Origin of the sequence: Nocardiopsis gilva YIM 90087, from assembly GCF_002263495.1 — a bacterium.
GTDB classification, from domain to species: Bacteria; Actinomycetota; Actinomycetes; order Streptosporangiales; family Streptosporangiaceae; genus Nocardiopsis_C; species Nocardiopsis_C gilva.
The window spans coordinates 3,570,709-3,593,212 of sequence record NZ_CP022753.1 but is presented as its reverse complement, the minus strand read 5'-3'; the positions used below and the strand labels follow the sequence as shown (position 1 = coordinate 3,593,212).

The 22,504-nt window shown below is 70.7% G+C and carries 20 protein-coding genes and 1 pseudogene; 10 read left to right on the top strand and 11 right to left on the bottom strand.

All coding sequences use genetic code 11. The annotated features are described in order from the left end of the window. Positions 1-4 precede the first annotated feature (4 nt). The 6 genes from CDO52_RS16405 to CDO52_RS16380 form a co-directional block, all read right to left on the bottom strand. Positions 5-823, bottom strand: coding sequence for an SWIM zinc finger family protein (locus tag CDO52_RS16405; protein ID WP_017617790.1), 819 nt, complete (start codon positions 821-823; stop codon positions 5-7). Beyond that, the gene (locus tag CDO52_RS16400) at positions 820-4,023 is read right to left on the bottom strand and encodes a DEAD/DEAH box helicase (protein WP_017617789.1); all 3,204 of its coding nucleotides are present in this window, start codon (positions 4,021-4,023) and stop codon (positions 820-822) included. The genes CDO52_RS16405 and CDO52_RS16400 overlap by 4 nt, the downstream gene beginning before the upstream one ends. 246 nt (positions 4,024-4,269) lie before the next feature. Further along, positions 4,270-4,842 (bottom strand): GTP-binding protein, encoded by a 573-nt coding sequence (locus tag CDO52_RS16395; RefSeq protein WP_094932505.1) that lies wholly within the window; start codon positions 4,840-4,842, stop codon positions 4,270-4,272. A gap of 13 nt (positions 4,843-4,855) precedes the next feature. After that, a complete protein-coding gene (locus tag CDO52_RS16390) occupies positions 4,856-5,224 on the bottom strand; it encodes a DUF742 domain-containing protein (RefSeq protein WP_026125627.1) in 369 nt (122 codons plus the stop codon). A 5-nt stretch (positions 5,225-5,229) separates the two neighbouring features. Then, the gene (locus CDO52_RS16385; RefSeq protein WP_017617786.1) at positions 5,230-5,682 is read right to left on the bottom strand and encodes a roadblock/LC7 domain-containing protein; all 453 of its coding nucleotides are present in this window, start codon (positions 5,680-5,682) and stop codon (positions 5,230-5,232) included. Next, positions 5,679-8,087, bottom strand: a complete 2,409-nt coding sequence (locus CDO52_RS16380; RefSeq protein ID WP_017617785.1) for a sensor histidine kinase — start codon at positions 8,085-8,087, stop codon at positions 5,679-5,681. Before CDO52_RS16380 ends, CDO52_RS16385 begins: the two co-directional genes overlap by 4 nt. A 478-nt stretch (positions 8,088-8,565) precedes the next feature. Here CDO52_RS16380 and CDO52_RS16375 point away from each other — a divergent pair, with 478 nt between their 5' ends. The 4 genes from CDO52_RS16375 to CDO52_RS16360 all read left to right on the top strand — a co-directional run bounded on the left by CDO52_RS16375 (position 8,566) and on the right by CDO52_RS16360 (position 13,030). Beyond that, positions 8,566-9,726, top strand: coding sequence for an ABC transporter substrate-binding protein (locus CDO52_RS16375; protein ID WP_232524218.1), 1,161 nt, complete (start codon positions 8,566-8,568; stop codon positions 9,724-9,726). 348 nt (positions 9,727-10,074) lie between these two features. Next, positions 10,075-11,019 carry an ABC transporter permease gene (locus tag CDO52_RS16370; protein WP_017617783.1) on the top strand — a complete coding sequence of 315 codons (945 nt, stop codon included), beginning with the start codon at positions 10,075-10,077 and terminating at the stop codon, positions 11,017-11,019. Further along, complete coding sequence (locus CDO52_RS16365; protein ID WP_017617782.1) at positions 11,007-11,834, top strand: ABC transporter permease; 828 nt, start codon at positions 11,007-11,009, stop codon at positions 11,832-11,834. Before CDO52_RS16370 ends, CDO52_RS16365 begins: the two co-directional genes overlap by 13 nt. Positions 11,835-11,956: 122 nt before the next feature. Further along, a complete protein-coding gene (locus CDO52_RS16360) occupies positions 11,957-13,030 on the top strand; it encodes an ABC transporter ATP-binding protein (RefSeq protein ID WP_017617781.1) in 1,074 nt (357 codons plus the stop codon). Positions 13,031-13,193: 163 nt separating this feature from the next. Here CDO52_RS16360 and CDO52_RS16355 read toward each other — a convergent pair whose 3' ends face one another. Continuing rightward, entirely contained in the window at positions 13,194-13,967 is a 774-nt protein-coding gene (locus CDO52_RS16355; protein WP_017617780.1) for a metallophosphoesterase, read from the bottom strand. 196 nt (positions 13,968-14,163) lie between these two features. Here CDO52_RS16355 and CDO52_RS16350 point away from each other — a divergent pair, with 196 nt between their 5' ends. Then, positions 14,164-14,733 (top strand): GNAT family N-acetyltransferase, encoded by a 570-nt coding sequence (locus CDO52_RS16350; protein WP_152471544.1) that lies wholly within the window; start codon positions 14,164-14,166, stop codon positions 14,731-14,733. Between the two features lie 183 nt (positions 14,734-14,916). Then, entirely contained in the window at positions 14,917-15,588 is a 672-nt protein-coding gene (locus tag CDO52_RS16345) for an alpha/beta fold hydrolase (RefSeq protein ID WP_157745606.1), read from the top strand. Positions 15,589-15,636: 48 nt separating this feature from the next. On the opposite strand, the gene CDO52_RS16340 is transcribed toward CDO52_RS16345, so the two are convergent. Next, positions 15,637-16,146 carry a hypothetical protein gene (locus tag CDO52_RS16340; RefSeq protein ID WP_017617777.1) on the bottom strand — a complete coding sequence of 170 codons (510 nt, stop codon included), beginning with the start codon at positions 16,144-16,146 and terminating at the stop codon, positions 15,637-15,639. A gap of 302 nt (positions 16,147-16,448) precedes the next feature. Here CDO52_RS16340 and CDO52_RS16335 point away from each other — a divergent pair, with 302 nt between their 5' ends. Further along, positions 16,449-17,216, top strand: coding sequence for a HipA family kinase (locus CDO52_RS16335; protein WP_026125623.1), 768 nt, complete (start codon positions 16,449-16,451; stop codon positions 17,214-17,216). After that, positions 17,213-17,593 carry a DUF3037 domain-containing protein gene (locus CDO52_RS16330; RefSeq protein ID WP_017617775.1) on the top strand — a complete coding sequence of 127 codons (381 nt, stop codon included), beginning with the start codon at positions 17,213-17,215 and terminating at the stop codon, positions 17,591-17,593. Before CDO52_RS16335 ends, CDO52_RS16330 begins: the two co-directional genes overlap by 4 nt. A 290-nt stretch (positions 17,594-17,883) precedes the next feature. Here the strand turns inward: CDO52_RS16330 and CDO52_RS29535 are convergent, their stop codons facing one another. Continuing rightward, positions 17,884-18,099, bottom strand: a complete 216-nt coding sequence (locus tag CDO52_RS29535; RefSeq protein ID WP_394340793.1) for a DUF2332 family protein — start codon at positions 18,097-18,099, stop codon at positions 17,884-17,886. Between the two features lie 106 nt (positions 18,100-18,205). Next, a pseudogene (locus CDO52_RS29530) lies at positions 18,206-18,429 on the bottom strand (DUF2332 family protein); the annotation flags it as partial. Positions 18,430-18,828: 399 nt separating this feature from the next. Between CDO52_RS29530 and CDO52_RS16320 the strand changes: the two are divergent. Further along, positions 18,829-19,113 (top strand): putative quinol monooxygenase, encoded by a 285-nt coding sequence (locus CDO52_RS16320; protein ID WP_094932841.1) that lies wholly within the window; start codon positions 18,829-18,831, stop codon positions 19,111-19,113. A gap of 82 nt (positions 19,114-19,195) precedes the next feature. On the opposite strand, the gene CDO52_RS16315 is transcribed toward CDO52_RS16320, so the two are convergent. Continuing rightward, positions 19,196-20,254, bottom strand: a complete 1,059-nt coding sequence (locus CDO52_RS16315; protein WP_232524217.1) for a M14 family metallopeptidase — start codon at positions 20,252-20,254, stop codon at positions 19,196-19,198. A gap of 216 nt (positions 20,255-20,470) precedes the next feature. On the opposite strand from CDO52_RS16315, the gene CDO52_RS16310 reads away from it, so the two are divergent. Then, positions 20,471-22,477, top strand: coding sequence for an AMP-binding protein (locus CDO52_RS16310; protein WP_094932502.1), 2,007 nt, complete (start codon positions 20,471-20,473; stop codon positions 22,475-22,477). Positions 22,478-22,504: the final 27 nt, after the last annotated feature.

The window sequence follows — 22,504 nt, the reverse complement described above, 5'->3', positions numbered from 1 at the left end:
CTCCCTACGGGTTCTCAGGGGCGATCAACCGCTCGTAGAGCGGTTCCAGCTCGCGTGCCAGCGCCCTCTCGTCGTCACCCGGCGGGTCCGTCGTGAGGACGACCGGCTGTGGCGGCCCCTGGCGCATCGGCCGCGCGGGCAGCTCTGGTGCGGACCAGAAGTCAGTGGCGGTTTCCGGAAGCGGAGGCAGAGCCGGATGCGTGGGGCAGGCGAGATCCTCGAAGGGGGCAGTCCCCGCGTCCGATCGACCCTCCGGTGTCACGGCCGCGTGCGCGTGCCGGCGCAGCTCGGAGAGGAACGCGCCGCGTTCCTTGCCGAGCCAGGCCAGCAGCAGGAACGGGTCGGAATCCAGCGAATCGGCCAGCACGTACAGCGCCGCCGCCACATGCTTGCACGGGTAGCCCCAGTCGGGGCAGCAGCACGTCAACGTCAGGTTGCCCAGCCCACGCGGGAACATGGCGATTCCGAGGATCTCGAAGACCCGCTCGACCTCCGGTGGCAGGTCGCCCGCCAGCAGCCGGGCGCGGAACAGCGGTTGCCCGGCCAGCGCCGCGATCACCGTCGACCACCGCTCCTCATCCAGCGTCGGCAGGATCAGGCTGACCCGGTACGGACGGGCACGCGACCCCTGCACCTTCGCCAGCACCTCGCCCGGCGCGACCTTGACGTCCCGCACCGCGCCCCGGGCCGCGTAGCCGCGTCCGCGTTCCAGCCGTCCGGCCTCGGCGCCGGACTCCACGGCCTCGACGAACCGGTTCGACCACCACGACCGGCCTCCACCGGCTCCGCCGGTACGGCCGAGTTCCCCATCGCCCCTGCTCATCGGGCCACCGCCTCCGGAGCCAGCCGGATCACCTCGCGCAGCTGCTCGGTAGACAGCTCGGTCAGCCAGTCCTCACCTGTGGCGATCACGCCCTGAGCCAGCGCCTTCTTGCGCTCGATCATCTCGTCCACACGCTCCTCCAGCGTCCCGACGCAGACCAGCTTGCGCACCTGCACGTCACGCCGCTGCCCGATTCGGAAGGCGCGGTCGGTGGCCTGGTCCTCCACCGCCGGATTCCACCACCGGTCGATGTGCACGACCTGGTTGGCCGCCGTCAGGTTCAACCCGGTACCGGCCGCCTTCAGCGACAGCAGGAACACCATCGGCTCGGTGGAGGTCTGGAAGCGCTCCATCATCTCCTCCCGCCGGGCACGCGGCGTGCCGCCGTGGAGCCACAGCACCTCCCGGCCCAACCGCGCCGCCAGGTAGGGCGACCACCGGTCGCCCAGCGCCGTGTACTGCGTGAAACACAGCGCCTTGTCCCCCTCGGCCAGCGCCTCCGACAGCAGCCCCGCCAACCGCTCCAGCTTTCCCGAACGCCCGGCCAGTTCCGACCCGTCGCCGAGGAACTGCGCCGGATGGTTGCAGATCTGCTTGAGCCGCGCCATCGTCGCCAGCACCAGCCCCTTGCGCTGGATGCCGTCCGCGCCGTCGATCCGCTCGGTCATATCGTCGACCGCCGCCTTGTACAGCGACGCCTGCTCGGGCGTGAGCGTGCACCACGTGCGCATCTCGTGCTTCTCGGGCAGGTCCGAGATGATCGACCGGTCGGTCTTGAGCCGCCGCAGGATGAACGGTCCGGTCATCCGCTTCAGCAGCGCGGTGCTCTCACCTCCACCGACGGATCCCGCCTCGGACGCCTCGCGCTCCACCCGACCGGCGATCCCCTGCCGAAACGCCGCCTCCGAGCCCAGCAGGCCCGGATTTGCGAACTCCATGATCGACCACAGCTCGCCGAGATTGTTCTCCACCGGAGTACCCGTCAACGCGATCCGGCAGTCGGCGTTCAGGCCGCGCACCGCCCGCGCCTGCCGGGTCCCGCTGTTCTTGATCGCCTGCGCCTCGTCGCACACCACGCGATGCCACGGCATCGCGGCCAGCTCGTCGGCGTCGCGCAGCACCACACCGTAGGTGGTCACGATCAGATCGGAGACACCGACGATCCGGGCCAGCGCGTTCCCGTGCGGTCGGCTCGGATCGTGGTGGATGTGCACCCGAAGATCCGGTGCGAAGCGTGCGGCTTCCCGCTGCCAGTTGCCGACCAGCGACACCGGACAGATAAGCAGTGTCGGGCCGGGCGCCGGCGTCTCGCTGGTCGTCTCCTCCGCCCTCTCCTGGGTGAGCAGGGCCAGCAGCTGCACGGTCTTACCCAGCCCCATGTCGTCGGCGAGGATCGCGCCCAGGCCGAGGGAGCCGAGGAAGCGCAGCCAGGCGGCGCCGCGCTGCTGGTAGGGGCGGAGCGACCCGTCGAAGTCGGCGGGCGTGGACATCGGGGTGAGCCGCTGCTCCGTCGCCCCGCTGAGCAGGGCACCGAGCGCGCCGTCGGCATCGACATCGGTGACCGGCAGCGGCGCCGCGTCCGGCGCCATTGCCGCGCGCAGCGCCTCGTCGCGGCGCATGGTGCCGTTGCCCCGGCGGCGCAGGAAGTCCAACGCGGTGCGCAGATGCGCCGGGTCGACTTCCACCCAGCGGCCGCGCAGTCGGATCAGCGGCTGCTTGAGGCGGGCGAGCTGGGCGAGCTCCTCGAGGTCCACGGTTTCGTCGCCGAGTACCGCATCGAAGGAGAAGTCCACCAGGTCGGTGGGGCTGATCCCGCCGCGGCCGGGGGATGGCTGCTGCTCCCGGGCGGTCAACCTGAGCCCGAGCGCCCCGCGTCCCGTCCACTCTGGCAGCACGACGGCGAATCCGGCCGCGCTCAGGCGAGGGGCGACATCGCGGATGAAGGCGTAGGCGCCGCCGGTCCCCATGGTGATCGCGGACGGCGCGAGCTCGCGCAGTGCGCTGTGTACCGCAGGGTAGTGCCGTGCCGCCCGGGACAGGTCGCGCAGGACAGTGGATTCGACGTCATCGGGGAGCCACGTGCTGCCCTCGCCCAGCCACAGGTCGGCGAGCGACAGCTGCAGGCTCGGGTCGGCGTCGGACTGCACCCAGAACTCCACGCGCCACACCTCGCCGCCGGGTGCGGGTCGACCGGAGACCGCACCCGTGCCGGCGTCGCTGTCGTCCTGGGACGCGCCGCTCTTCGGTGCCGCGGCCTCCTCGCTGTCGTTCCGTTCCGGTTCGATCAGCCGGAACAGGAGCCGCGCGCGGCCGCGCGGCCGTTGAGCGGCGTGGTGCCAATCCCGCAGCTGTGCCGCGAGCGCCGCGGTTTCCGCGGCTGGCTGATATGCGCCGTCCTGGTTCGTCAGCGCCGTCGTCAGCGCTGAGCGCCCGCGCCGCTGGCCGGGCCCGAGCGAGCCGAGCCGATCGCGTGCGGTGGCGTCCAGCAGGTCGTGCAGAGCGGCGAGGACCAGCTCTCCCGCCCCTGTCCCCTCGGGGTCCAGATGCGCGCGGGCGACCGGCGGGAGCGCGCCGATGAGGGCGGTGAGGTGCCGCGTGCCAGGCCCGGAGAGCACCGGCCGCCACCGGGCGCGGGGCGGGTCACCGATGATCCGGGGGAGGACCCGGCCTTCGGAAGCGAGACGCGCCGCGAACTCGTGCACCGCGATGAGATGGTGCAGCCCAGGGCCGAGGGCGAGGTCGCCCATGCTCTGGGCCGTGGGGGAGCCTGTGTGGGCCTTCGACGCCCTCATCAGCCCGGTGAGCATCCTCGCTGCCGTGGCCGGGGGAATACGCACGCCCGCGATCCGCCACCGTCGGAGTCGGGGCGCGGAGACCGTGGGCGCGCTGGCGACCGGACCGAGCGCGGGGGAGGGGAGGGGGTGTGTGGGTGAACCGGGGAGAAGGAGGTCCACCTCCGCCGCCGATGCCGCTCTGGCGTCGGGCGCCCCGGTTAGCGAGGTGATCGCCGCCCGCAGTCTGGCCTCTGCCGCCGCATAGGGGTGGGGCCGGATAGTCGCCCGGGAGACCGTCCGGGCGGGGAGCGTGGCGTCCTCGCCCCACAGGACCAGGGAACCGGCGCCATCCGCCGTCCCGTCGCCGGCCGCACTCTCCCAGAGCCCGTGCAGGACCAGCACCTCGGTCTCCCCCTTGATCTCCATGGCACCTGAGGCCCCGACCGACGTCTCGGCCGCGCCCCGAACCGCGACCTTACCGGGCCGGTGGCCCGGGCTGACGCCCATCCCACCACGCGCCCGTGACATGCGGGCTTCTCGGATACACAGAGAAACCCCTGTTGGCCGGGGACTCCGGCCAACAGGGATGAATCTACAATGTAAAAGTGGCCACGTGGTCCATCTACTGACTAGCCATGGGGGGCACCGGGCGGCCGCCCGGGCCCTTCCCTCTCAGGCGCCGGACAGCTCCAGTTCCAGCACGTGGGATACCAGGTCGACCATCACACCCTTGACCGACTCGCGCTCCCTCGCGTCGCAGAGCATCACCGGCACGTTGCCGTCCAGGTCCAAGGCGACCCGCACGTCGTCGGGCGTATGGGACTTGTGCCCGTCGAAGCAGTTCACCGCCACCACGAACGGCAGCTGTCGCTGCTCGCAGAAGTCGATCGACTCGAAGCAGTCCGCCAGTCGCCGCGTGTCGGCCAGCACGATCGCGCCTAGGGCCCCCTCCGCCAGTTCGTCCCACATGAAGGCGAAGCGCCCCTGCCCGGGGGTGCCGAACATGTAGATGACGGTGCGCTCGTCCAGCGTGATCCGCCCGAAGTCGAGCGCGACCGTGGTCGTGTTCTTGGCCTCGACCCCCTGGAGATCGTCGACACCGATGCTCTCCTCGGTCATCACCTCCTCGGTGTGCAGCGACTCGACCTCGCTGAGCGCGGCCACGAGCGTGGTCTTACCGGCTCCGAAGCCGCCAGCGACGAGGATCTTCAGGGTGTCGGGAACGATTCCCCCGTTGTCGGACATGATGTGTCCCCCTTCACAGCGCGCGGATGCGCTCGATGACGGATCGCAGAGTCTCAGCATCGGGCCGGTGCAGCTGCCACGGCGAGACGTGCACCATGACGTGCCCGCGGTCGAGCAGGTCGGATATGAGGATTCGCAGGACCCCGAGCGGCAGGTCGGTGTGCGCGGCGATCTCGGCGACCGAGACGGGGCGCGCGCACTCGCGCATGATCGACAGGTGTTCCGGCTCCAGCTCGGCGGGTTCCATCGCGGGGACCGCGACCACCTGGGAGGTCATGGCGAAGTCGGAGCGGGAGGGGCGGGTACGGCCTCCGGTCAGTGAGAAGGGCCTGATCAGCCGCCCGTCGTCGGCGGCCGCCGGGCCGTTGTCATCCACCTCCATGGCGTTCACGCACCCAGGTCGTTCTCAGCCGCTCCCGGTCGGAGACCCGATGAACGGGGCAGCGCGGACAGGTAGGGGCCGACCTGGCGGACGAGCCGGTTGATCTCGTAGGCGACCTGCCCGATGTCGCAGTTGGAGTCGGCGACCAGGCTCAGGTGCGCGCCGTACCCGGCGGCCAGCACGAAGAGGAAGACGCTGTCCATCTCCACGATGGTCTGACGGACCTCCTCCGCCCCCAGCTGCTTGCGCGCTCCCTTGGCCAGGCTGGAAAAGCCGGAGGTGATCGCGGCGACGCGTTCAGCGCGGTCGCGGTCGATGTCGGCGGATCCGGAGAGCAACAGCCCATCGGCGGAGACCAGGACCGCCTCGCGGGCACCCGCGACCCGCTTCACCAGATCGGTCAGCAGCCAGTCCAGGTGCGTGGACGCGGTCGGTGGAGTGGTGGTCGCCTCGTTCATCGACTCTCCTCGGTGTTGTTCATGTCGTCTCCGGTTCCGCGGTCAGAGCGCCTGCCCTCACGGGTACCCGTTTGGAGGGCGCTCATCATGTCGCGGATCTCCTCCAGCGGACGCGTCGCGTCCGCTGCCTCGGTCGTCGGTGCCTCGGTCGATGGAGCGGGGAGGGAGTGGCCTTGGCGCCGGGACGTGCGGATGCGCCGTGGCAGCCCCTTGTAGGTGTCGCCGGTGGGGGCGGCAGGGGGCGGCGTGTGGTCCGCGGTCGCGGTGTCCAAGGTCGTGGAAGTTCCCGAAGCCTCGGGGACGGGGGAGAGTGCCGGTGATGCGGAGGGTGTCGACGGCCGTGTGGGGTCGGTCGTGGGCGATGGCTGGTCGGTGGCGGTGCTCGTTTCAGCGCGTCCTCGCCGAGGGCCGTCGGCCCGCGTCGTTGCCGTCGGGGCCGTGTCTGGTCCGGGGGACGGGGTGGCATCGGCGTGCTGGTTGGCCCCCGCCTCGCTGTCGGCGATGACCTGCGGCGGCAGCACGACGATGGCCTGCGTCCCGTTGTAGGGGGAGGGCCGCAGCGTGACCTTCAGGCCGTGTCGGTCGGCGATGGTCGCGATGACGAACAGCCCGAGCTGGGAGTCCTCGCGCATGTCGGCCAGGTCGAAGTCCGGGGGTGCGGCGAGGAGCTCATTGGCGCGGGCGTAGCGGTCCGGCGGCATGCCGAGTCCGCGGTCCTCGACCTCCAGGGCGTAGGCCCCGTTGGCGAGGGACTCGCCGCGCACGGTGACGCTGGTGTGCGGTGGAGAGAAGGAGGAGGCGTTCTCCAGGAGCTCGGCGAGGAGCCGGACGAGGTCGCGTCCGGCCTCCCCCTGCAGGGCCACGTTGGGAATGGGCAGCAGCCGGACGCGCTGGTAGTCCTCGATCTCACTGGAGGCGGCCCGCGCGGTGTCCTGGAGGGGGACGGGGTCGGCCGGGCGGGTGTGGCGGGTGGTGGTGCCGCCTGTCAGCAGCATCAGGTTCTCGGCGTTGCGCCGCAGCTGGGTGCTGAGGTGGTCGATCCGGAACAGCGATTCCAGGACATCGGGGTCGGTCTCGGAGTGTTCCAGGGTGTCCAGCAGGCCCAGCTGGCGGTGCACGAGGGTCTGGGTGCGGCGGGCGACGTTGCGGAACAGGTTGCGGACGCCGCCGCGCAGTCGGCTCTCCTCGACCGCGGCGGTGACGGCGGCGTGCTGGGCGGTGTTGAACGCCTCGGTGACCTGCCCGATCTCGTCGTTCTTCAGCACGGGGATGTCGGGGGCCTCGGCCTCGACGTCGACCGGCTGTCCGGCGCGCAGCCGGGTGGTGATGGTCGGCAGCCGGCTGTCGGCGTAGTCGAGGGTGGCCTCGCGCAGGCTCTGCATGCGGAAGGCGAGGCGTCGGGTGAAGCGCAGCGAGAGCAGGAGCGAGGCGAGGACGGCGATGAGGGACACCGTGCTCAGGGCGATGGCCCGCCACAGCAGCGAGGCGGCACCGCCGCGGATGTCGCTGAGGACGGCTTCGGTGCGGTTCTCCTCGACCCGCTGGAAGTCGATGTCCACGGCCTCCTTGGCGCCCTTCCAGGACTGGCCGTTGACCGGGACCGGGGCGGTGCGCTCCGGGGCGGTGGCGACGACCTTGTCCTCCAGGGACCGCACGGTGCGGAAGAACGCGCTGTCGGCCAGGTCGTCGAAGATCGCGCGTTCGCTGTCACTGAGGTCGGGGGTGATCTGGGAGTACAGGTAGCGCTGGGCACCGACGGCGGAGGCGAACGCGGCGTGGTCGTCGGTGGTCCACTTCTCCGCGGCGTGGGCGTAGGTGAGCAGGGCGTCCTCGCGCGCCAGGTGCTCGCGGGCGCGCAGCAGGGAGGTGAGGCTGTGCGTGTTGTGGGCGAGGTGGCCCTCGACGAGTTCGGCTTGGGCGTCCCAGATGCGCAGGGCCTGTTCGATGGCGTCGTCGTAGTAGCCGGCGGCCTCGGCGCGGCCGGGAGGGTCCTCGTCCAGGGTGGTGCGGTGCTCGTTGAGCCCGTCGAGGGTCGTGTTGAAGCGTTCGACACGTGCTCCGGCCGGGGCGGGGGCGTCCTCGTCGACGGAGGCGCGGAATGCGTCGATGGTCTCGTTCGTCTGGGTGCGGATGCGCGCCATGGTGTCGTAGCGGGGCGTCCGGCTCTCGGCGCGGGCCCCCGCGATGTACTCCATGGTGTAGCGGCGCTCGGTCTGCAGCTCGGCGATGACGTCGAGGACCGGGGTACCCACGTCTTCGGTGAAGGTGGCGGTGGCGCGCAGTTCGAGCATGTCCTGGACGAGGACGGTGGTGAAGACGGCCCACAGTGCGAGCAGGGCGGCGCTGGGCAGGAGGGACAGGGCGATCAGCCGCGCCCGGAGGGATTGGCGCTGCTCAGTGGGCATGGGGGTGCTCATCGTGGGTGCAGGTGGGGGCGTTCGGGGCGGTTCGGGGGAGTGGCGCCCGGCGGCGGGGGAGAACCTGGGCGGGATTTTCGGTCGGGGGTTTCGGTCGGGGACGGACGTGGAATCTGGGGATGGAGCTTCAAGGTGTGAGCGTCTTGAGCTAACCGGTGATCGGCGAATATCGCAAGCTATGCCGGGCGTGGGCATTCTGTGGCGTTTGCGTCATGGAAAGTGATTACTGCTGGTTGGAGCGGTGGAGAACTGGGGCATTCAAATAGTTTGTCCGATTTTTCGGAATTGTCGGATTCGTGTTCCCGGAATTGTTACCGTTTCACCACATTTGACCTGGCATCGTGATGGCTTGCCCGCGCCGACCGCCCGACGGTCGTCTCCCCCCGCACTTCCACCTGTCATTCATCGTTTCCCATGACCGAACTCCCCCGGGTATCCCCCCATCCCCGGATGTAAAGGACGCGCAGTGGCCAACGATTTCACCCGACCATCGACCCAGCGGAACCTGCTCAGCGCGACGACCGCCCTCGGCGTCGCCGGAGTGCTCCTGCTCTCGGCGTGCGGCGCCCCGCCCACCCCCGCCGAGGACGGCGACCGCGGCAAGGCCGCCACCGCGACGTCGGCCGAGGACTTCGGCGGTATGGACGCGCTCATCAAGGCGGCCAAAGAAGAGGGCGAGCTCAACGTCATCGCCCTGCCCCCCGACTGGGCCAACTACGGCGAGATGATCTCCACCTTCGAGGAGAAGTACGGGATCACCGTCAACTCGGCCTCGCCCGACTCCTCCAGCCAGGAGGAGATCAACGCCGCCGAGCAGAACGCGGGCACCGACCGCGCCCCCGACGTTTTCGACCTGGGACAGGCGGTGGCCCTGGCCAACGCCGACAAGCACTTCGCGTCCTACAAGGTCGGGAACTGGGACGACATCCCGGACAACCTCAGGGACGCCGACGGCCGCTACCTCGCCGACTACACCGGCTACATGTCGATCGGCTACAACGCGGACGAGGTGCCCGAGCCCACGAGCCTCACCGACCTGCTCGGCGACGACTACAAGGGCAAGGTCGCCCTCAACGGCGACCCCACCCAGGCCGGAGCCGCGTTCTCCGGCGTGGTCATGGCCGCACTGGCCAACGGCGGCAGCGCCGACGACATCGAACCGGGCGTCGAGTTCTTCAAGAAGCTGAACAAGGCGGGCAACTTCCTGCCGGTCGACCCGACCCCCGCCACCATCGCCTCCGGGGAGACCCCGGTGGTCATCGACTGGGACTACACCAACGCCCAGCAGACCATCGAGCTCAAGGACAAGGCCGACTGGAAGGTCGTCATCCCCAAGGACGCGGTCGTCAGCTCGTACTACTACCAGGCGATCAACACCGACGCCCCCAACCCGGCGGCGGCTCGCCTGTGGCAGGAGTTCGTCTACTCCGACGAGGGACAGAACATCTACCTCAACGGCTTCGCCCGCGCGGTGCGGATGGACGCCATGGACAAGGCCGGGACCCTGGACAAGGGCGCCAGCGCGAAGCTGCCCCCCGCACAGGGCGACCCGGTCGAACTGACCGAGAAGCAGATCGAGAAGGCCAACGGCATTCTCGGCGAGAAGTGGGCCGCGGCGGTCTCCTAGCCATCGCCGACCACCCGTGAGGCGGTGCCACCGCGCAGCAGCCCCTGATGCGGTGTCGGTCCGCAGCCATCCCACCGGATCGGCGCCGCATCGGAGTCCGCCCCCGTCGACCACGGGGACGTCCCCTCCGCCACGCGACGATGCGCCCTGGTCCAGAGGCTGGCCCTGGAAGCGAAGGGCGACCGACCCGCGGGCGCCGCCGCCTCCAGCGGGGGCTGATCCGCCTCAGGCGAATCCGCGTCGCCCGCCCCAGGCCACGGGAGACCGAAACCCTCTCCCCCCGACCCCGCACGGCCGGAGCAGATCCTCCGTCCCGATGCCCAGGTGAACGAGAAACGAAGAGACCCATTGAGTACCCTCAACGACCCTCCGCACGCGGGGGCACCGGAACCACCCGGCCCCGCGCGCACCCGCAGCCGGGCCGCGACCTGGCTGCGCACCGCACGCGACTACGCCGGAGCGGTGCCCTTCTTCGCCTTCGTCGCGGTCTTCCTGCTGTGGCCCACCGGGATCGTCGTCTCCGGCGCCCTCACCGGCGCTGACGGCACGTTCTCGCTGGAGAACGTCGCGGCGGTCACCGGATCGGTGCACCTGGCGGCCTTCGGCCGCTCGGTCTGGCTGTCCCTGATTACCGCCCTGATCGGCGCGATCGCCGGCGCCCTGCTCAGCTGGGCCATCTCCTCCGGGGCCGGAAGCGCCGGAGCCGAGAGTCGGCTGCGCCGCGTCGTGACCGCCTTCTCCGGCGTCCTCGCCCAGTTCGGCGGCGTCATGTTGGCCTTCGCGTTCCTGGCCACCGTCGGCCTGCAGGGGTGGCTCACCCTGATCCTGCGCGACGTCCTCGGCCTCGACCTGTTCGCCGCCGGCAACTGGCTCTATGACATGCCCGGACTCGTGCTGGTCTACTGCTACTTCCAGATCCCACTGATGACCATCGTCTTCCTCCCGGCCCTCGATGGCCTGCGCAAACAGTGGCGCGAGGCCAACGAGAGCCTCGGCGGCTCCGCCTGGCACTACTGGCGCTACGTCGCCGGCCCCATCCTCGCCCCCGCGTTCGCCGGATCGTTCCTGCTGCTCTTCGCCAACGCCTTCTCCTCCTTCGCCACGGCGGCGGCGCTGGTGTCCCAGGGCGGGCCGATCGTGACGCTGCAGATCCGCAACGCGCTGACCAGCGAGGTCATCCTCGGCCAGGCCGACATCGGCTACGCCCTGGCGTTCGGGATGGTCGTGGTCGTCGCCGTTGTCATGTCCCTGTACGCACTGCTGCAAAGGCGGACCGCACGATGGCTGCGCTGACCCCGACCCCGGCTCCCGCACAGCCCGACGGGGCCGCCCCCGCCCGACGGCGCCGCGGCGGGACCGCCCTGCTGCGCTGGACCATCCTGCTGGTCATCGGCGCCTACCTGCTGTTTCCCCTGCTGGCCATGCTGGAGTTCTCGACGCGCGGTCCAGACGGGCGCACCGCCGAGGCGTGGCTGGCGATCGGCGAGGACCGCCAGCTGCTGACGGCCATCGCCACATCGCTGCAGCTGGCCGCCCTGACCGTGGTGGGAATGCTGGTGCTGCTGCTCCCCACCATGGTGCTGGTGCAACTGCGCCTGCCGCGGCTGCACCGCCTCCTGGAGTTCGTCTGCCTGCTGCCGCTGACCATCCCCGCGATCGTCATCGTCGTGGGCCTCGGCCCCATCTACGCCTGGGTCGGCTACCTCATCGGCGACACCCCGCTCACTCTGTCCTTTGTCTACATCGTCCTGGTGCTGCCCTACGCCTACCGGGCGCTGGACGCGGGGCTGCGCGCCTTCGACCTCAAGACACTGGCCGAGGCCGCCCAGAGCCTCGGGGCGTCGTGGTGGTCGGTGATGCTGCGCGTGGTGGTGCCCAACATGCGCGCCGCCATCCTGTCGGCCGCGCTGATCTCGGTGGCCCTGGTGCTCGGCGAGTTCACGATCGCCTCCCTGCTCAACTACCCGACGCTGCAGGTGCAGGTGAACAACATCGGCAAACGCGACGCCGCCCTGTCGGTGGCGGTCTCGCTGGCCGCTCTGATGTTCGGATTCCTCCTGCTGCTGGCGCTGTCGTTCGCCGGGCGCCGACGCAAGGGCGGCGAATGAGGAGCCTGAGCGCGCGGACAGCACCGGCGCATGCGAACGAGGGAGGGGCGCTGTTGCGGGCGACACCGGCAACCCGGGGAGAGAACGTGTCCACGCGATCGACGGAAAGAGAAGAGACGACGATGACGACGGCTGCGGACGCGTCCGAGCGGACCGGGGCGCGGGGCGTTCCGGTCGAGTTGACGGGGCTGGTGCGCTCCTTCTCCGGAGTGCGCGCGCTGGACGGCTTCGACCTGCACATGGCGCCGGGAGAGCTGGTGGCGCTACTCGGTCCCTCGGGGTGCGGAAAGACCACCGCCATGCGGGTGCTGGCCGGGCTGGAGCGCGCCGATGCGGGCTCGGTGCACGTGGGTGGCCAGGACATTACCCACCTGTCCGCGAACCGCCGCGACATGGGGATGGTCTTCCAGGCCTACAGCCTGTTCCCCAACATGACAGCGGTGGACAACGTGGCCTTCGGCCTGCGGCTGCGCGGTCGCGGCACCGGCGAGCGCCGGGCACGGGCGGGCGAACTGCTGGAACTGGTAGGCCTGTCGGCCCACGCCGCGCGCTACCCGCACCAGCTGTCGGGCGGCCAGCAGCAGCGCGTGGCGATCGCCCGGGCGCTGGCCATCGAGCCGCGGGTACTACTGCTCGACGAGCCGCTGTCGGCACTGGACGCGAAGGTCCGCGCTCAGCTGCGCGACGAGATCCGGCGCATCCAGCTGGAGGTGGGGACCACGACCTTGTTCGTCACCCATGACCAGGAGGAGGCCCTGGCCATGGCCGACCGGGTGGGCGTGATGCGTGCCGGGCGGCTGGAGCAGATCGCCGACCCCGGCACGATCTACGCGCGTCCCACCACCGAGTTCGTGGCCGACTTCGTGGGGCTGACCAACCGCGTACCGGGGCGCGCGGCCGACGGCTACGCGGAGGTGCTGGGTGGGCGCGTCCCACTGCTGGAGGGGTCGGCCGTAGGGGAGGAGGTGACCGTGCTCCTGCGCCCCGAGGCGCTGGAGCTGGCCGTCGACGCGACGGCGACGGCGCGCGTCGTCGCGTCGAGCTTCCTGGGGTCGCTGGCCCGGGTACAGGTGCGCCTGGCTGATGGCCGTCTGGTGGTGGCGCAGGTGGCCGGTTCCCTGATCGCCGACCTGACGCCCGGGACAGCGGTGGCGCTCACGCCCCGGCCGGTCCCGGCGCTGGCTGCGACGCCATAACCGGCACAGCCGCTCGGCCCCCAATCACTTCAAGAAATCCACGTAAAGGAAGTGGTGTGGATTCCGCTCCACACCACTTCACTACACCGGAGCCGCTGCGCCACGTCCTCTGCTCCCACATGCGGACACGCCCCTGACCGGCCGCTTCCGGTTGCCGGGCCGCTCAGGCCAGCGTCCGGAAGTGGGTGATCAGCCGCCGATCACCGTCGAGCAGGTGGAATGCCAGGCCCGGCGGGGCACTGTGGTCGGTACGGCCGGTTCCGCCGTCGCCGGCCTCCCACGGCAGGCGCAGGGTGGAATTGATGCCGGGCGCGCCGACCTGCGGGCGACCGGCGAAGGTCGTGGACACAGCGGTGTGCGCGTGCCCCGTCAGGACCGCGACGACGTCGGGGAACTCCTCGATCACGGTCGCCAGCGGAGCGCCGTCGCGCAGCCCCATGTCGTCGATGCCGGGGTGGCCGAGCGTCGCTGGAGGATGGTGGAGGGCGATGAAGACGGGTGATCCCGCTGGCGCGGACGCCAGCCGCGCGCGCAGCCAGGTGACACCGTCCGCCCGCAGCTCACCGTGAGGCTCACCGGGGACGGTGACGTCGAGCAGCACGAACAACATGTCGCCGACCTGGCGCACCTGATGCAGGGGTGCTCCGGGCTGGTCGGGAAAAGCGAGGGCGGACCGGGGGAGCAGCGCCGATTCCCGAAGCGCGTCGCGGTCGTCGTGGTTGCCCGGGCAGATGAGCACGGGGGCGGACTGGCCCAGCAGCTTCGCCACGAGCGCGTATTCCTCGGCCGCCCCGTGATCGGCGACGTCGCCGCTGAGCAGGATGGCGTCCACCGGGCGCGTCAGGGCGGTCAGGTGGTCCAACACGCGGCCGAATCGTCGGCGGCTGCGCTCCGTGGTGTCGATGTGGGGGTCGCTCACATGGGCGATCACGAACATGGCGCGCTCCTTCGCAGGTGGAGAGGCAGACCGAGGCGTGCTCCCGATGGGGCATCCCGGTTGACGATAGTGACGCGGCGGCGCCCCTGTCGCTGGCTTCACGGGATCGCCGCCCCGCGCTGCTGCGGGCGGCCCCCGTCGTAGGTCGGCCGCTGGAGCATGGGCCCGTCCGGTGGGCGTGTGCGAGCCTGGGCACATGTCGGATTCGTCGCCGCGGGAGGGCGGCGGTCGCGGCCGTGACTGCGGGACGCCGGTGATCACGCCGGCCACGCTCGATGACGCCGAGGCTGTGGGAGAGATCCACGCGACGGCGTGGCGCGTGGCTTACCGGGGCCTGTTCGCACCCGAGTACCTCGCCGCGATGGCCCGCCAGCAGCGAACCAAGTGGCTGCCGGTGATCGCGGGACTGGGGGGCAGCGGCGACGTTCTCCTGGTGGCCCGCATCGACGGCAGGGCTTTGGCGTTCGGCTACGCCGGGCCGTCGCCGACGCGTACGGGGGTGGCCGAGATCTTCGCGTTCTACAGCCACCCCGACGCGTGGGGGAGCGGCCTGGCTGGGCAGCTGATGGATGCCGTGCTCGCGCACTTGTCCGCCGCGGGATTCCGGCACGTCCACGCCTGGACGCTGCGGGACACGCCGCAGTCTCACCGTTTCTATTCGAAGTGCGGGTTTCGTGCGTCGGGTGTGCATCGGCGCCGGGTCATGGGGGACGGGTATCCGCACGAGCATGTGGAGTACGAGGTCTTCGTGTCGCCGTCTCCGTAGTGCGGGAGGGTGTCCGGCGGTGAGGAGGCCGGTTTCGGGCGTGCGGCGTAGCGGCACCTCCTTGGAAATCCCTTATAAATCTACATTGTAAAGGCGCCTGTACTGGTCACTACCAGAACCACGCCAAGATAAATGGAGCGGCTACGCCGCACCCTTCTCCTTAAGCGCCCAAAGGACGGTTGCATGCCCCAGGAACGAACCTGGCGAATCGGGACGAACGGCCCATGGTTGACTGTCTCCGGAGAGACGCGCCAGCCGCGAGGAGCTGTCCTGATCCTCCATGGCGGCGACGTCACCAGCACCGTGCCGACCACCCCCTGGGAAGGCGCCGTACTGCGGATGATCCCGTTCGCGTGGGCGCTGCGCCGTGCCTGGTCCGACTCCGGCCTGCTCGTGCTGCGGTTGCGGCTACGCGTGCGGGGCTGGAACGGCACCGCCGCTGACGCCGTGGTCGACACACGGCAGGCACTGGAGGAGATCGAGCGCCGCTTCGGGCCGATCCCGGTGGTCACCACCGGCCATTCGATGGGCGGGCGCGCCGTGCTCCAGGCCGCCGACGCCCAACGGGTGCGGGGCGTGCTGGGGCTTGCTCCCTGGATCTGCGACGGCGACCCCGTGGAGCCGCTGCGGGATCGGCACCTGCTCATCGCCCACGCCGACTTCGACATCACCACCAGCCCGGCCGACTCGCGTGCCTACGTGGACCGGGCCCGCGGTGTCGCGGCAAGCGCCGACTTCGTCCCCGTCCACGTGGACTCCCACCCCATGGTGCGGATCGGCCGGTGGAATGAGCTGGCCGTCGCCTTCACCGGCCGCGTCCTGGGATGGGCGGGTTCCCGCACAGCGGCCCGCTAGGGCCCCGGCAGGACAGCGGGGCAGCGCCGCCCGCCCGCGACCGCTCCGCTATCCCTCCGCCTGTCGCCGCGCCTCCTCCACGGCCTCGCCGAGGAGCCGTGCCGCCGCGTCCACACCGTCCACCAGAGCCGACGGGGCCGGATCCAGGTCGGAGCAGATCTTGTCGATGCCGCGCAGGTCGGCCAGGTCCAGCAGCCGCTTCTCGTTGGTCACCCAGGTCCCCCGGCCGGCCAGGATGGCGTGCGCGCTCTGTGCCGCGGCCGTGGCGATCGCTCCGGCCGTCTCGGTCACATGGCCCCGCTGGGCGTGTGCGGTTCGGGCGTAGGCGAGCGTCAGTTCGGCCTGGCCCCACCACCGGGCGGGCGCCGCGTGGCGCAGCGCCTCGGGGTACTCCGGTCGCGGCAGGTCACCGTGGAGGACGCGGTTGACCGCGAGTTCGGCGACGACGAGGTAGGTGGGGATCCCGGCGAGGTGGAAGGCGAGGAGTTCGACGTCGAAGCGTCCATGGCGGGCTTCGGCGATGCGGTGCTCCACGTCGTCGAGGTCGCGGTAGTGCACGTCGACGTGCCGGTCGTCGTAGGTGATCCAGGCGCCTCCGTTGAAGATCCCGCCGCCCCATGCGCCGATCTCGAAGACCTGCCCGTCCCAGCCGAGGGCGCGCAGGTGGTCGGGGTCGAAGTCGCGGCGGTAGTAGATGGCGAAGTCGAAGTCGCTGTCGGGGGTGTGGGTGCCGGTGGCGCGCGATCCGCCGAGGTGACGGCTTGGACGCCGGGGAGGCCGGCGAGGGCGGTGGTGATGTCGTGGGTGAGTTGGTCGTCACTGAGCCGCATGTCCGCAATCTAGCGGAGGGGCGCGACCGTATGCTGATCGGCGTGTTGAGAGAAGTTTCCGCGACGCGGTACGTGCTGCCGTTGCGCGAAGGTGGATCGTTGCCAGGTCTGGTCGAGGCTGATGACCTGGGCATGTACGTGGTGAAGTTCCGGGGTGCGGGGCAGGGGCGCAAGACGCTGGTCGCCGAGGTGGTCTCGGGTGAGCTGGGTCGGGCGTTGGGGTTGCCGGTTCCGGAGCTGGTGCTGGTGGAGTTCGACGCGGTGATCGGTCGCGGTGAGCCCGATCCGGAGGTGCAGGAGCTGCTGAAGGCCAGTGGTGGGCTGAACCTGGGGATGGACTTTCTGCCGGGGTCGCTGGGGTTCGATCCGCTGGCCTTTGAGGTGGACGCGGCGTTCGCCGGGCGGGTGCTGTGGTTCGACGCACTGGTCGGCAACGTGGATCGGACGTGGCGGAACCCGAACATGCTGGTGTGGCATGGTGCGCCGTACCTCATCGACCACGGGGCGACGCTGATCTTTCAGCACAACTGGCGGGGGTCGGACGGTGCTGTGGCGCGGGCCTATGACGCGTCGGAGCATGTGCTGCTTCCGGCGGGGCCGGATGTGGTGGCGGCGGATGCGGTGCTGGCGCCGTTGGTGACGGAGGAGCTGCTGTCGGAGGTGACGGCCCTGGTGCCGGATGAGTGGCTGGTGGAGGAGCCGGGGTTCGGTTCGGTGCAGGAGGTGCGTGAGGCGTTCGTTGCGCATTTGCTGGCGCGGGTGGCGGAGCGCGGCTGGTTGCCGGAGGTGGCCCGGTGACGCAGGTGGTGTTCGAGTACGCGCTGGTGCGGGTGGTTCCGCGGGTGGAGCGCGGTGAGCAGGTCAATGCGGGGGTGATCGTGTACTGCCAGGCGCGGGGGTTCTTGGCGGCGCGGTGTGCGTTGGATGAGGGTCGGTTGTCGGCGTTGGACGCCTCGGTGGATGTGGCGGGGGTGCGTCGGGCTCTGGATGCGGTGGAGGCGGTGTGCCAGGGCGGTGGTGCTGCGGGTGCGGCGGGGGGTGAGTCGGCGGGGCGGAGGTTCCGTTGGCTGACGTCGCCGCGCAGCACGATTGTGCAGCCGGGGCCGATTCACACCGGGTTGACCGATGATCCGGAGGGGGAGTTGGAGCGGTTGTTGGATTCGCTGGTGCGCTGATGTCGATGCGCTGAGTTCGGTAGCGCGGAGGTGTGGTGTGTCCCCGGTGGCCGGTTGTGGCCGCCGGGGACACGTGTGTTCGGGGCGGGTCAGGTGAACCAGTGGGCGGCGCCGGTGTGGGGGTCGGTGTAGGCGAGGGGGCGCTCGTTGTGGGTGAGGAGGTGGGTGTAGCCGGGGCGGGGGTCGGGTTCGGGGCGGTGATGTGGGGGAGGGCGGCGGGGGTTCTTGGGCGAGCCAGTGGACGTCGAGGGCGCGGATCTGTTCGGTGAAGCGGTGGCGTTCGTCGTCGGTCAGGTAGCTGAGGACGATGGTGTGGAAGACGACGACGGTGCTGGTGGCGGGGCTTGGGCGATGGCGTCGGGGAGGCGCTGGTTGAGGTCGCCTTGGATGAGGTGGGGCGGGTCGGCGCGGGCGATGGTGAGGGCGGCGTCGAGGCGTTTGGTGCGTTGGTGGTGTTCGGGCCAGATGAGGCTGTGGAGCCAGCGTGTGTCGTCGGGGTCGTTGATGTCGAGGGGTTGAGGTCGATGCCGATGCGTGCGGCGATGTCGAGGTGGGGGTGTGTGGGTGGGGTGGGGCCGGTGGCGGGTGCGGTGATGCGGAGGGGGAGTGGGGGTCGCCGGTGAGGTGGCCGTTGGTGTCGTAGGCGTAGCGGTCGGGGTAGAGGCAGAGGCCGGCGGAGGCGCCGACTTCGATGAGGGTGAGGGGTTGGGGAGGGCGGTGAGGAGGGGGTGGAGGGGTGCGCAGCGGGCGGGTTCGTTGGTTTGGGTGCGGCGGTGTTGCATGAGGGGGGCGATGTGGTGCCAGTTGTCGAGGAGGGTGCGGCGGAGTTGGGGGAAGGAGGTGGGGGTGCCGGTGAGGTGGCGGGTGGCGGCGAAGAGGAGGTTGGGCTGGTGGCAGCGCGGGGGAGGGTGTTGAGGAGGGCGAGGAGGGTGGGGTCGGCGGCGATGCCGTGGGCGAGTTCGGTGTAGAGGGGGAGGTGGTGGCTTCGTGGGTGGCGAAGTGGTGGTAGCGGGTGGCGATGGCGGTGGTGGTCATGGTGGGCCGTTTCCGGGGCAGGGGTAGCGGCTGGTGTGGGGTGGTTAGGGATGGTTTGTACCCGTGGTGTGACTGCTGCCAAACGCGGGGCGTGTGGGGCTGGAGGTGGGTGTTGGTGGTGTGTGGGGTTTGTCGGTGGGGGTGGTTACGGTGGCGGCGCTTGGCACGTGTTGTCGCGGGATTGGAGAGGGGTGGCGGGTGTGTTGATCGTCGCTGGTCATATCGAGGTGGATCCGGGGGAGCGGGCCGCGTACCTGGAGGGGTGCCGGGGCGTGGTGGAGCAGGCGCGGTCGGCGGCGGGGTGTTGGGACTTCGCGTTGTCACCGGACCTGGTGGAGCCGGGCCGGATCAATGTGTATGAGCGGTGGGAGCGTGCGGAGGATCTGGAGCGCTTCCGGGGGTCGGGGCCGACGTCGGAGCAGCAGGCGGCGATCGTGGGTGCGTCGGTGGCTCGCTATGTGATTTCCGCGGTTGAGGCCCCGTGAGGGGGGTTGACGACGAGGGCATGGGTGGCCTGCGGGTCTGGAGGTCGGGACTCGCAGGCCACTGGTGTGTTCGGGGTGGGGGTCAGTCGAGGGTGTCGGCGGGGCCGGCGGTCAGAGCGCGGTCGTTGCTGGGGATGGGGGCGCCGCGCGGTGGGATGTCGTCGGCGCGGGCGGGGTCGATGCGGGTGAGGGAGCCGTCGGCGGAGCGTTGGGCGATGGCGGTCATGGCGGCGATTGCGGAGTGGATTTGGCGCTGTTGGGCGTGGGGGCCGATGGCGCTGAGTTCGATGAGGACGCTGCCGCTGCCGCGCAGGCCGTAGGCGTTGCGGGCGATGCCCTGGTAGTTGCCGCCGGGGTAGGTGCTGACGTTGGCGGTGGGGTGGGAGGCGTTCATGGCCTGGGCGGCGGCGACGGAGACTTGGCGGGCGAGGTCGGTGGTGCGGGTGTCGACGTCGGGGTGGGTGGGCCACATGACGGAGGCGGTGATTTCGCGCCCGTGGGCGTCGGTGTAGCGGCCTTGCATGTGGTAGTCGACGACGATGTCGGGGTCGGCTTGGGCGTAGGTGCGTTGGACGGCGGCGGATTCGGGGACAGGGTTGTCGTCGGGGTGTAGGGCGGGGTCGTGGTAGCGGTTGGGGTCGTAGCCCTTGCCTTTGTGGCCGTATTCGGGGTCGGCGTGGGGGTCGTGGTTGTAGCGCCAGTTGAGTTCGGAGCCGTCGGGGTTGGCGCGGACGACGATGTCGATGGTGAGGCGGGAGCGGATCCAGCGGTGCCAGGGGTGGTGCCGGTGCCGATGTGGCGGAGGAATTCGAGGGCGGCGGGGGTGCCGAGGGGTTCGTCGCCGTGTTGCTGGGTGATGTAGAGGAGGCGTCGGGGCCGGTGCCGACGGTGGCGTTGTAGATGGGCCGGTTTTGGTTGGTGCGGCCGATTTCGGTGACGTCGATGTGGCCGTGGCTGCGGTTTTCGAGGCGGTGGAGGCGGCGGGTGAGTTCGGCGGTGCTGGGGCGGGGGTCGATGTGGTGGCCGGAGGTGGCCACGGTGGCGGGGGTGGGGTGGGGGTGTCGGCGTGTGCGGTGGGTGCGGGGGTGGTGGCCAGGGTGAGGGCGGCCAGGAGGGTGGTGAGTTTGTGTGTGGGGGTCATGGGGGGTCAGTGTGCCGGGGGTGGGCGGGGCTCAAGGACCAAAGGCCTGGTGTCGAGCGGTGGTGGGGGTGTGCGTGCAGGTCCGGGGCGTGGTGGGGAGTTGCCGTTGGGTGAGGAAACCGTGCACAGTAGGGCTCGTTCAGGTGACGTTCGTCGTTGTTGCGACGCGAGGGTGGCGGCCGGGTGGCGGCCCCCGTAGGTGGAGGAGTAGCCGGCATGCGGCAGTCGCGCTCGGATGGGGTGGCGCAGGCCCCGCGCTTTGAGGTGCTGGGGGATATCGCCTATCACCGTGCCAATACGGCGGCGCGCAGCAAGGTGTTTGCGCGTCGTGGTGCTGAGGGCGGCTGGGAGCATGTGGCGGCGGGTGAGTTCCTCAGTGAGGTGACGTCGCTGGCCAAGGGTCTGATCGCCGCGGGTGTGGGTGCGGGTGACCGGATCGTGGTGGTGTGTGGTGCCCGCTATGAGTGGGCGCTGGTGGCGTTCGCGGCGTGGGTGGTGCGCGCGGTGGTGGTGCCGGTGCCGTCGTCGGCGTCGGCGGAGCGGCTGCGTCATGTGTTGCGGGACTGCGGTCCGGCCGCGGTGGTGTTGGAGGATGGGCGCCATGCGGGCACGGTCGCGGGGATTTCGGCGGAGTTGACGGAGCTGGCGCGGACGTGGCGGTTGGATGAGGGGGGCTTGGAGGCGATCGCGCGTCCGGGCGCCTATATGGATCCCACGGCGGTGCGGTTTCGGCGGGAGGAGACGCGTCGGGGGGATCCGGCGGTGATCGCCTACCCGGTGGGGCGTGTGGTGCGGGCCCGTGGTGCGGTGTTGACGCACGGGAATGTGCTGGCGGCGGCCGAGGGTGTGGTGGGCCGGTTGGGCCCGGCGCTGGCGGATGTCGAGGAGGGGCGTGCGGCGGCGCTGCTGCAGCTGCCTCCTTCGGATGTGCATGGGGTGGCGGCGCTGGTGGCGTGCCTGGTGGGGCAGGTGCGGGTGGGCCTGTTGCCGCTGGGTGCGGGGTGGCTGCGTGCGGTGCGGGAGTTTCGGCCCACGGTGGTGGTGGCCACGCCGCGGTTGTTGGAGGCGGTGCACGCGGTTGAGCGGGCGCGGGCGCGGGAGACGAGCTGGGACAGTCTGAACGCGTATAACGCGGCCACGGATCTGGCGGTGGATTTCGACCGGGCCGAGCGCAAGGGCGCCTGGAAGCGGGTGTCGATGGCGATGTACGACTGGATGTATGCGCGGATCCGGGAGTCGTTGGGTGGCCGGGCGCAGTTCATCGTGTGTGCGGGGTGGCCGCTGAGCGAGAAGATGGACCGGTTTTACAGCGGTGCGGGGATCCCGGTGTACCAGGCGTTTGGGATCCCGGAGTCCGGTGGTGCGTTCGTGGTGAATGCTCCGGGGGAGCGTCGTGCGGGGGCGCAGGGGCGGCCGTTGCCGGGTGTTGAGGTGCGGTTGTCGCGTGAGGGTGAGCTGCATGTGCGCGGTGCGGGCGTGTTCGGTGGGTATTGGGGCGATGAGGCGGCCGGTCGTGCGGCGTTCCGCGATGGGTGGCTGGCCACGGGGTTCGTCGGTGAGATGGATGCCGAGGGGTATGTGAGGGTGGCGCAGCGCGTGCGCCCGCAGGCGACCTTGGAGGCGCCGCTGGCGCCGCCGGAGCCGCGCCCCTGGGGGCCGCGGGGCGGGGGTGCTGCGGTGGAGAGCGGTCCGATGTCGGCGGTGGAGCCGGAGGCGGCGGCGCCCGCGATGTCGGAGGCGCAGCCGGAGCCGACACCGGCGCCCGCCCCTGCCGCTCCGCCTGCGTCACCGGCGCAGGCTGCGGTTGGTGCGGCGGTGGACCAGGTGGCGGCGCTGGAGCAGCGGTTGCAGGCGCACCCGCTGGTGAGCCAGGTGATGCTGATCGGGCAGGGGCGGCCGTATGTCAGCGCGCTGATCACGCTGGTGCGTGACCAGTTGGAGTACTGGCGGCTGGTGAACAACCGGCCGTTGTCGATGGCGCCGGAGGAGATCGCGGCCGACCCGGAGCTGCTGAAGGAGATCCAGGCGATCGTGCATGAGGCGAACGGGACGGTGCCGCCGGGGTTGGCGGTGCGGGCGTTTCATGTGCTGGCTGAGGAGTTCACGCCGCAGAGCGGGTTGGTGCTGCCCTCGGGTGAGTTGCGGCGTGATGCGGTGCTGCGGGCGTTCGCTGAGGAGATCGACGGGTTGTACCGGAGTCCGGAGGCGGGCCCGCGCGAGTAGCGCGGTGGCGTGGGGTGCCCCGGCGCG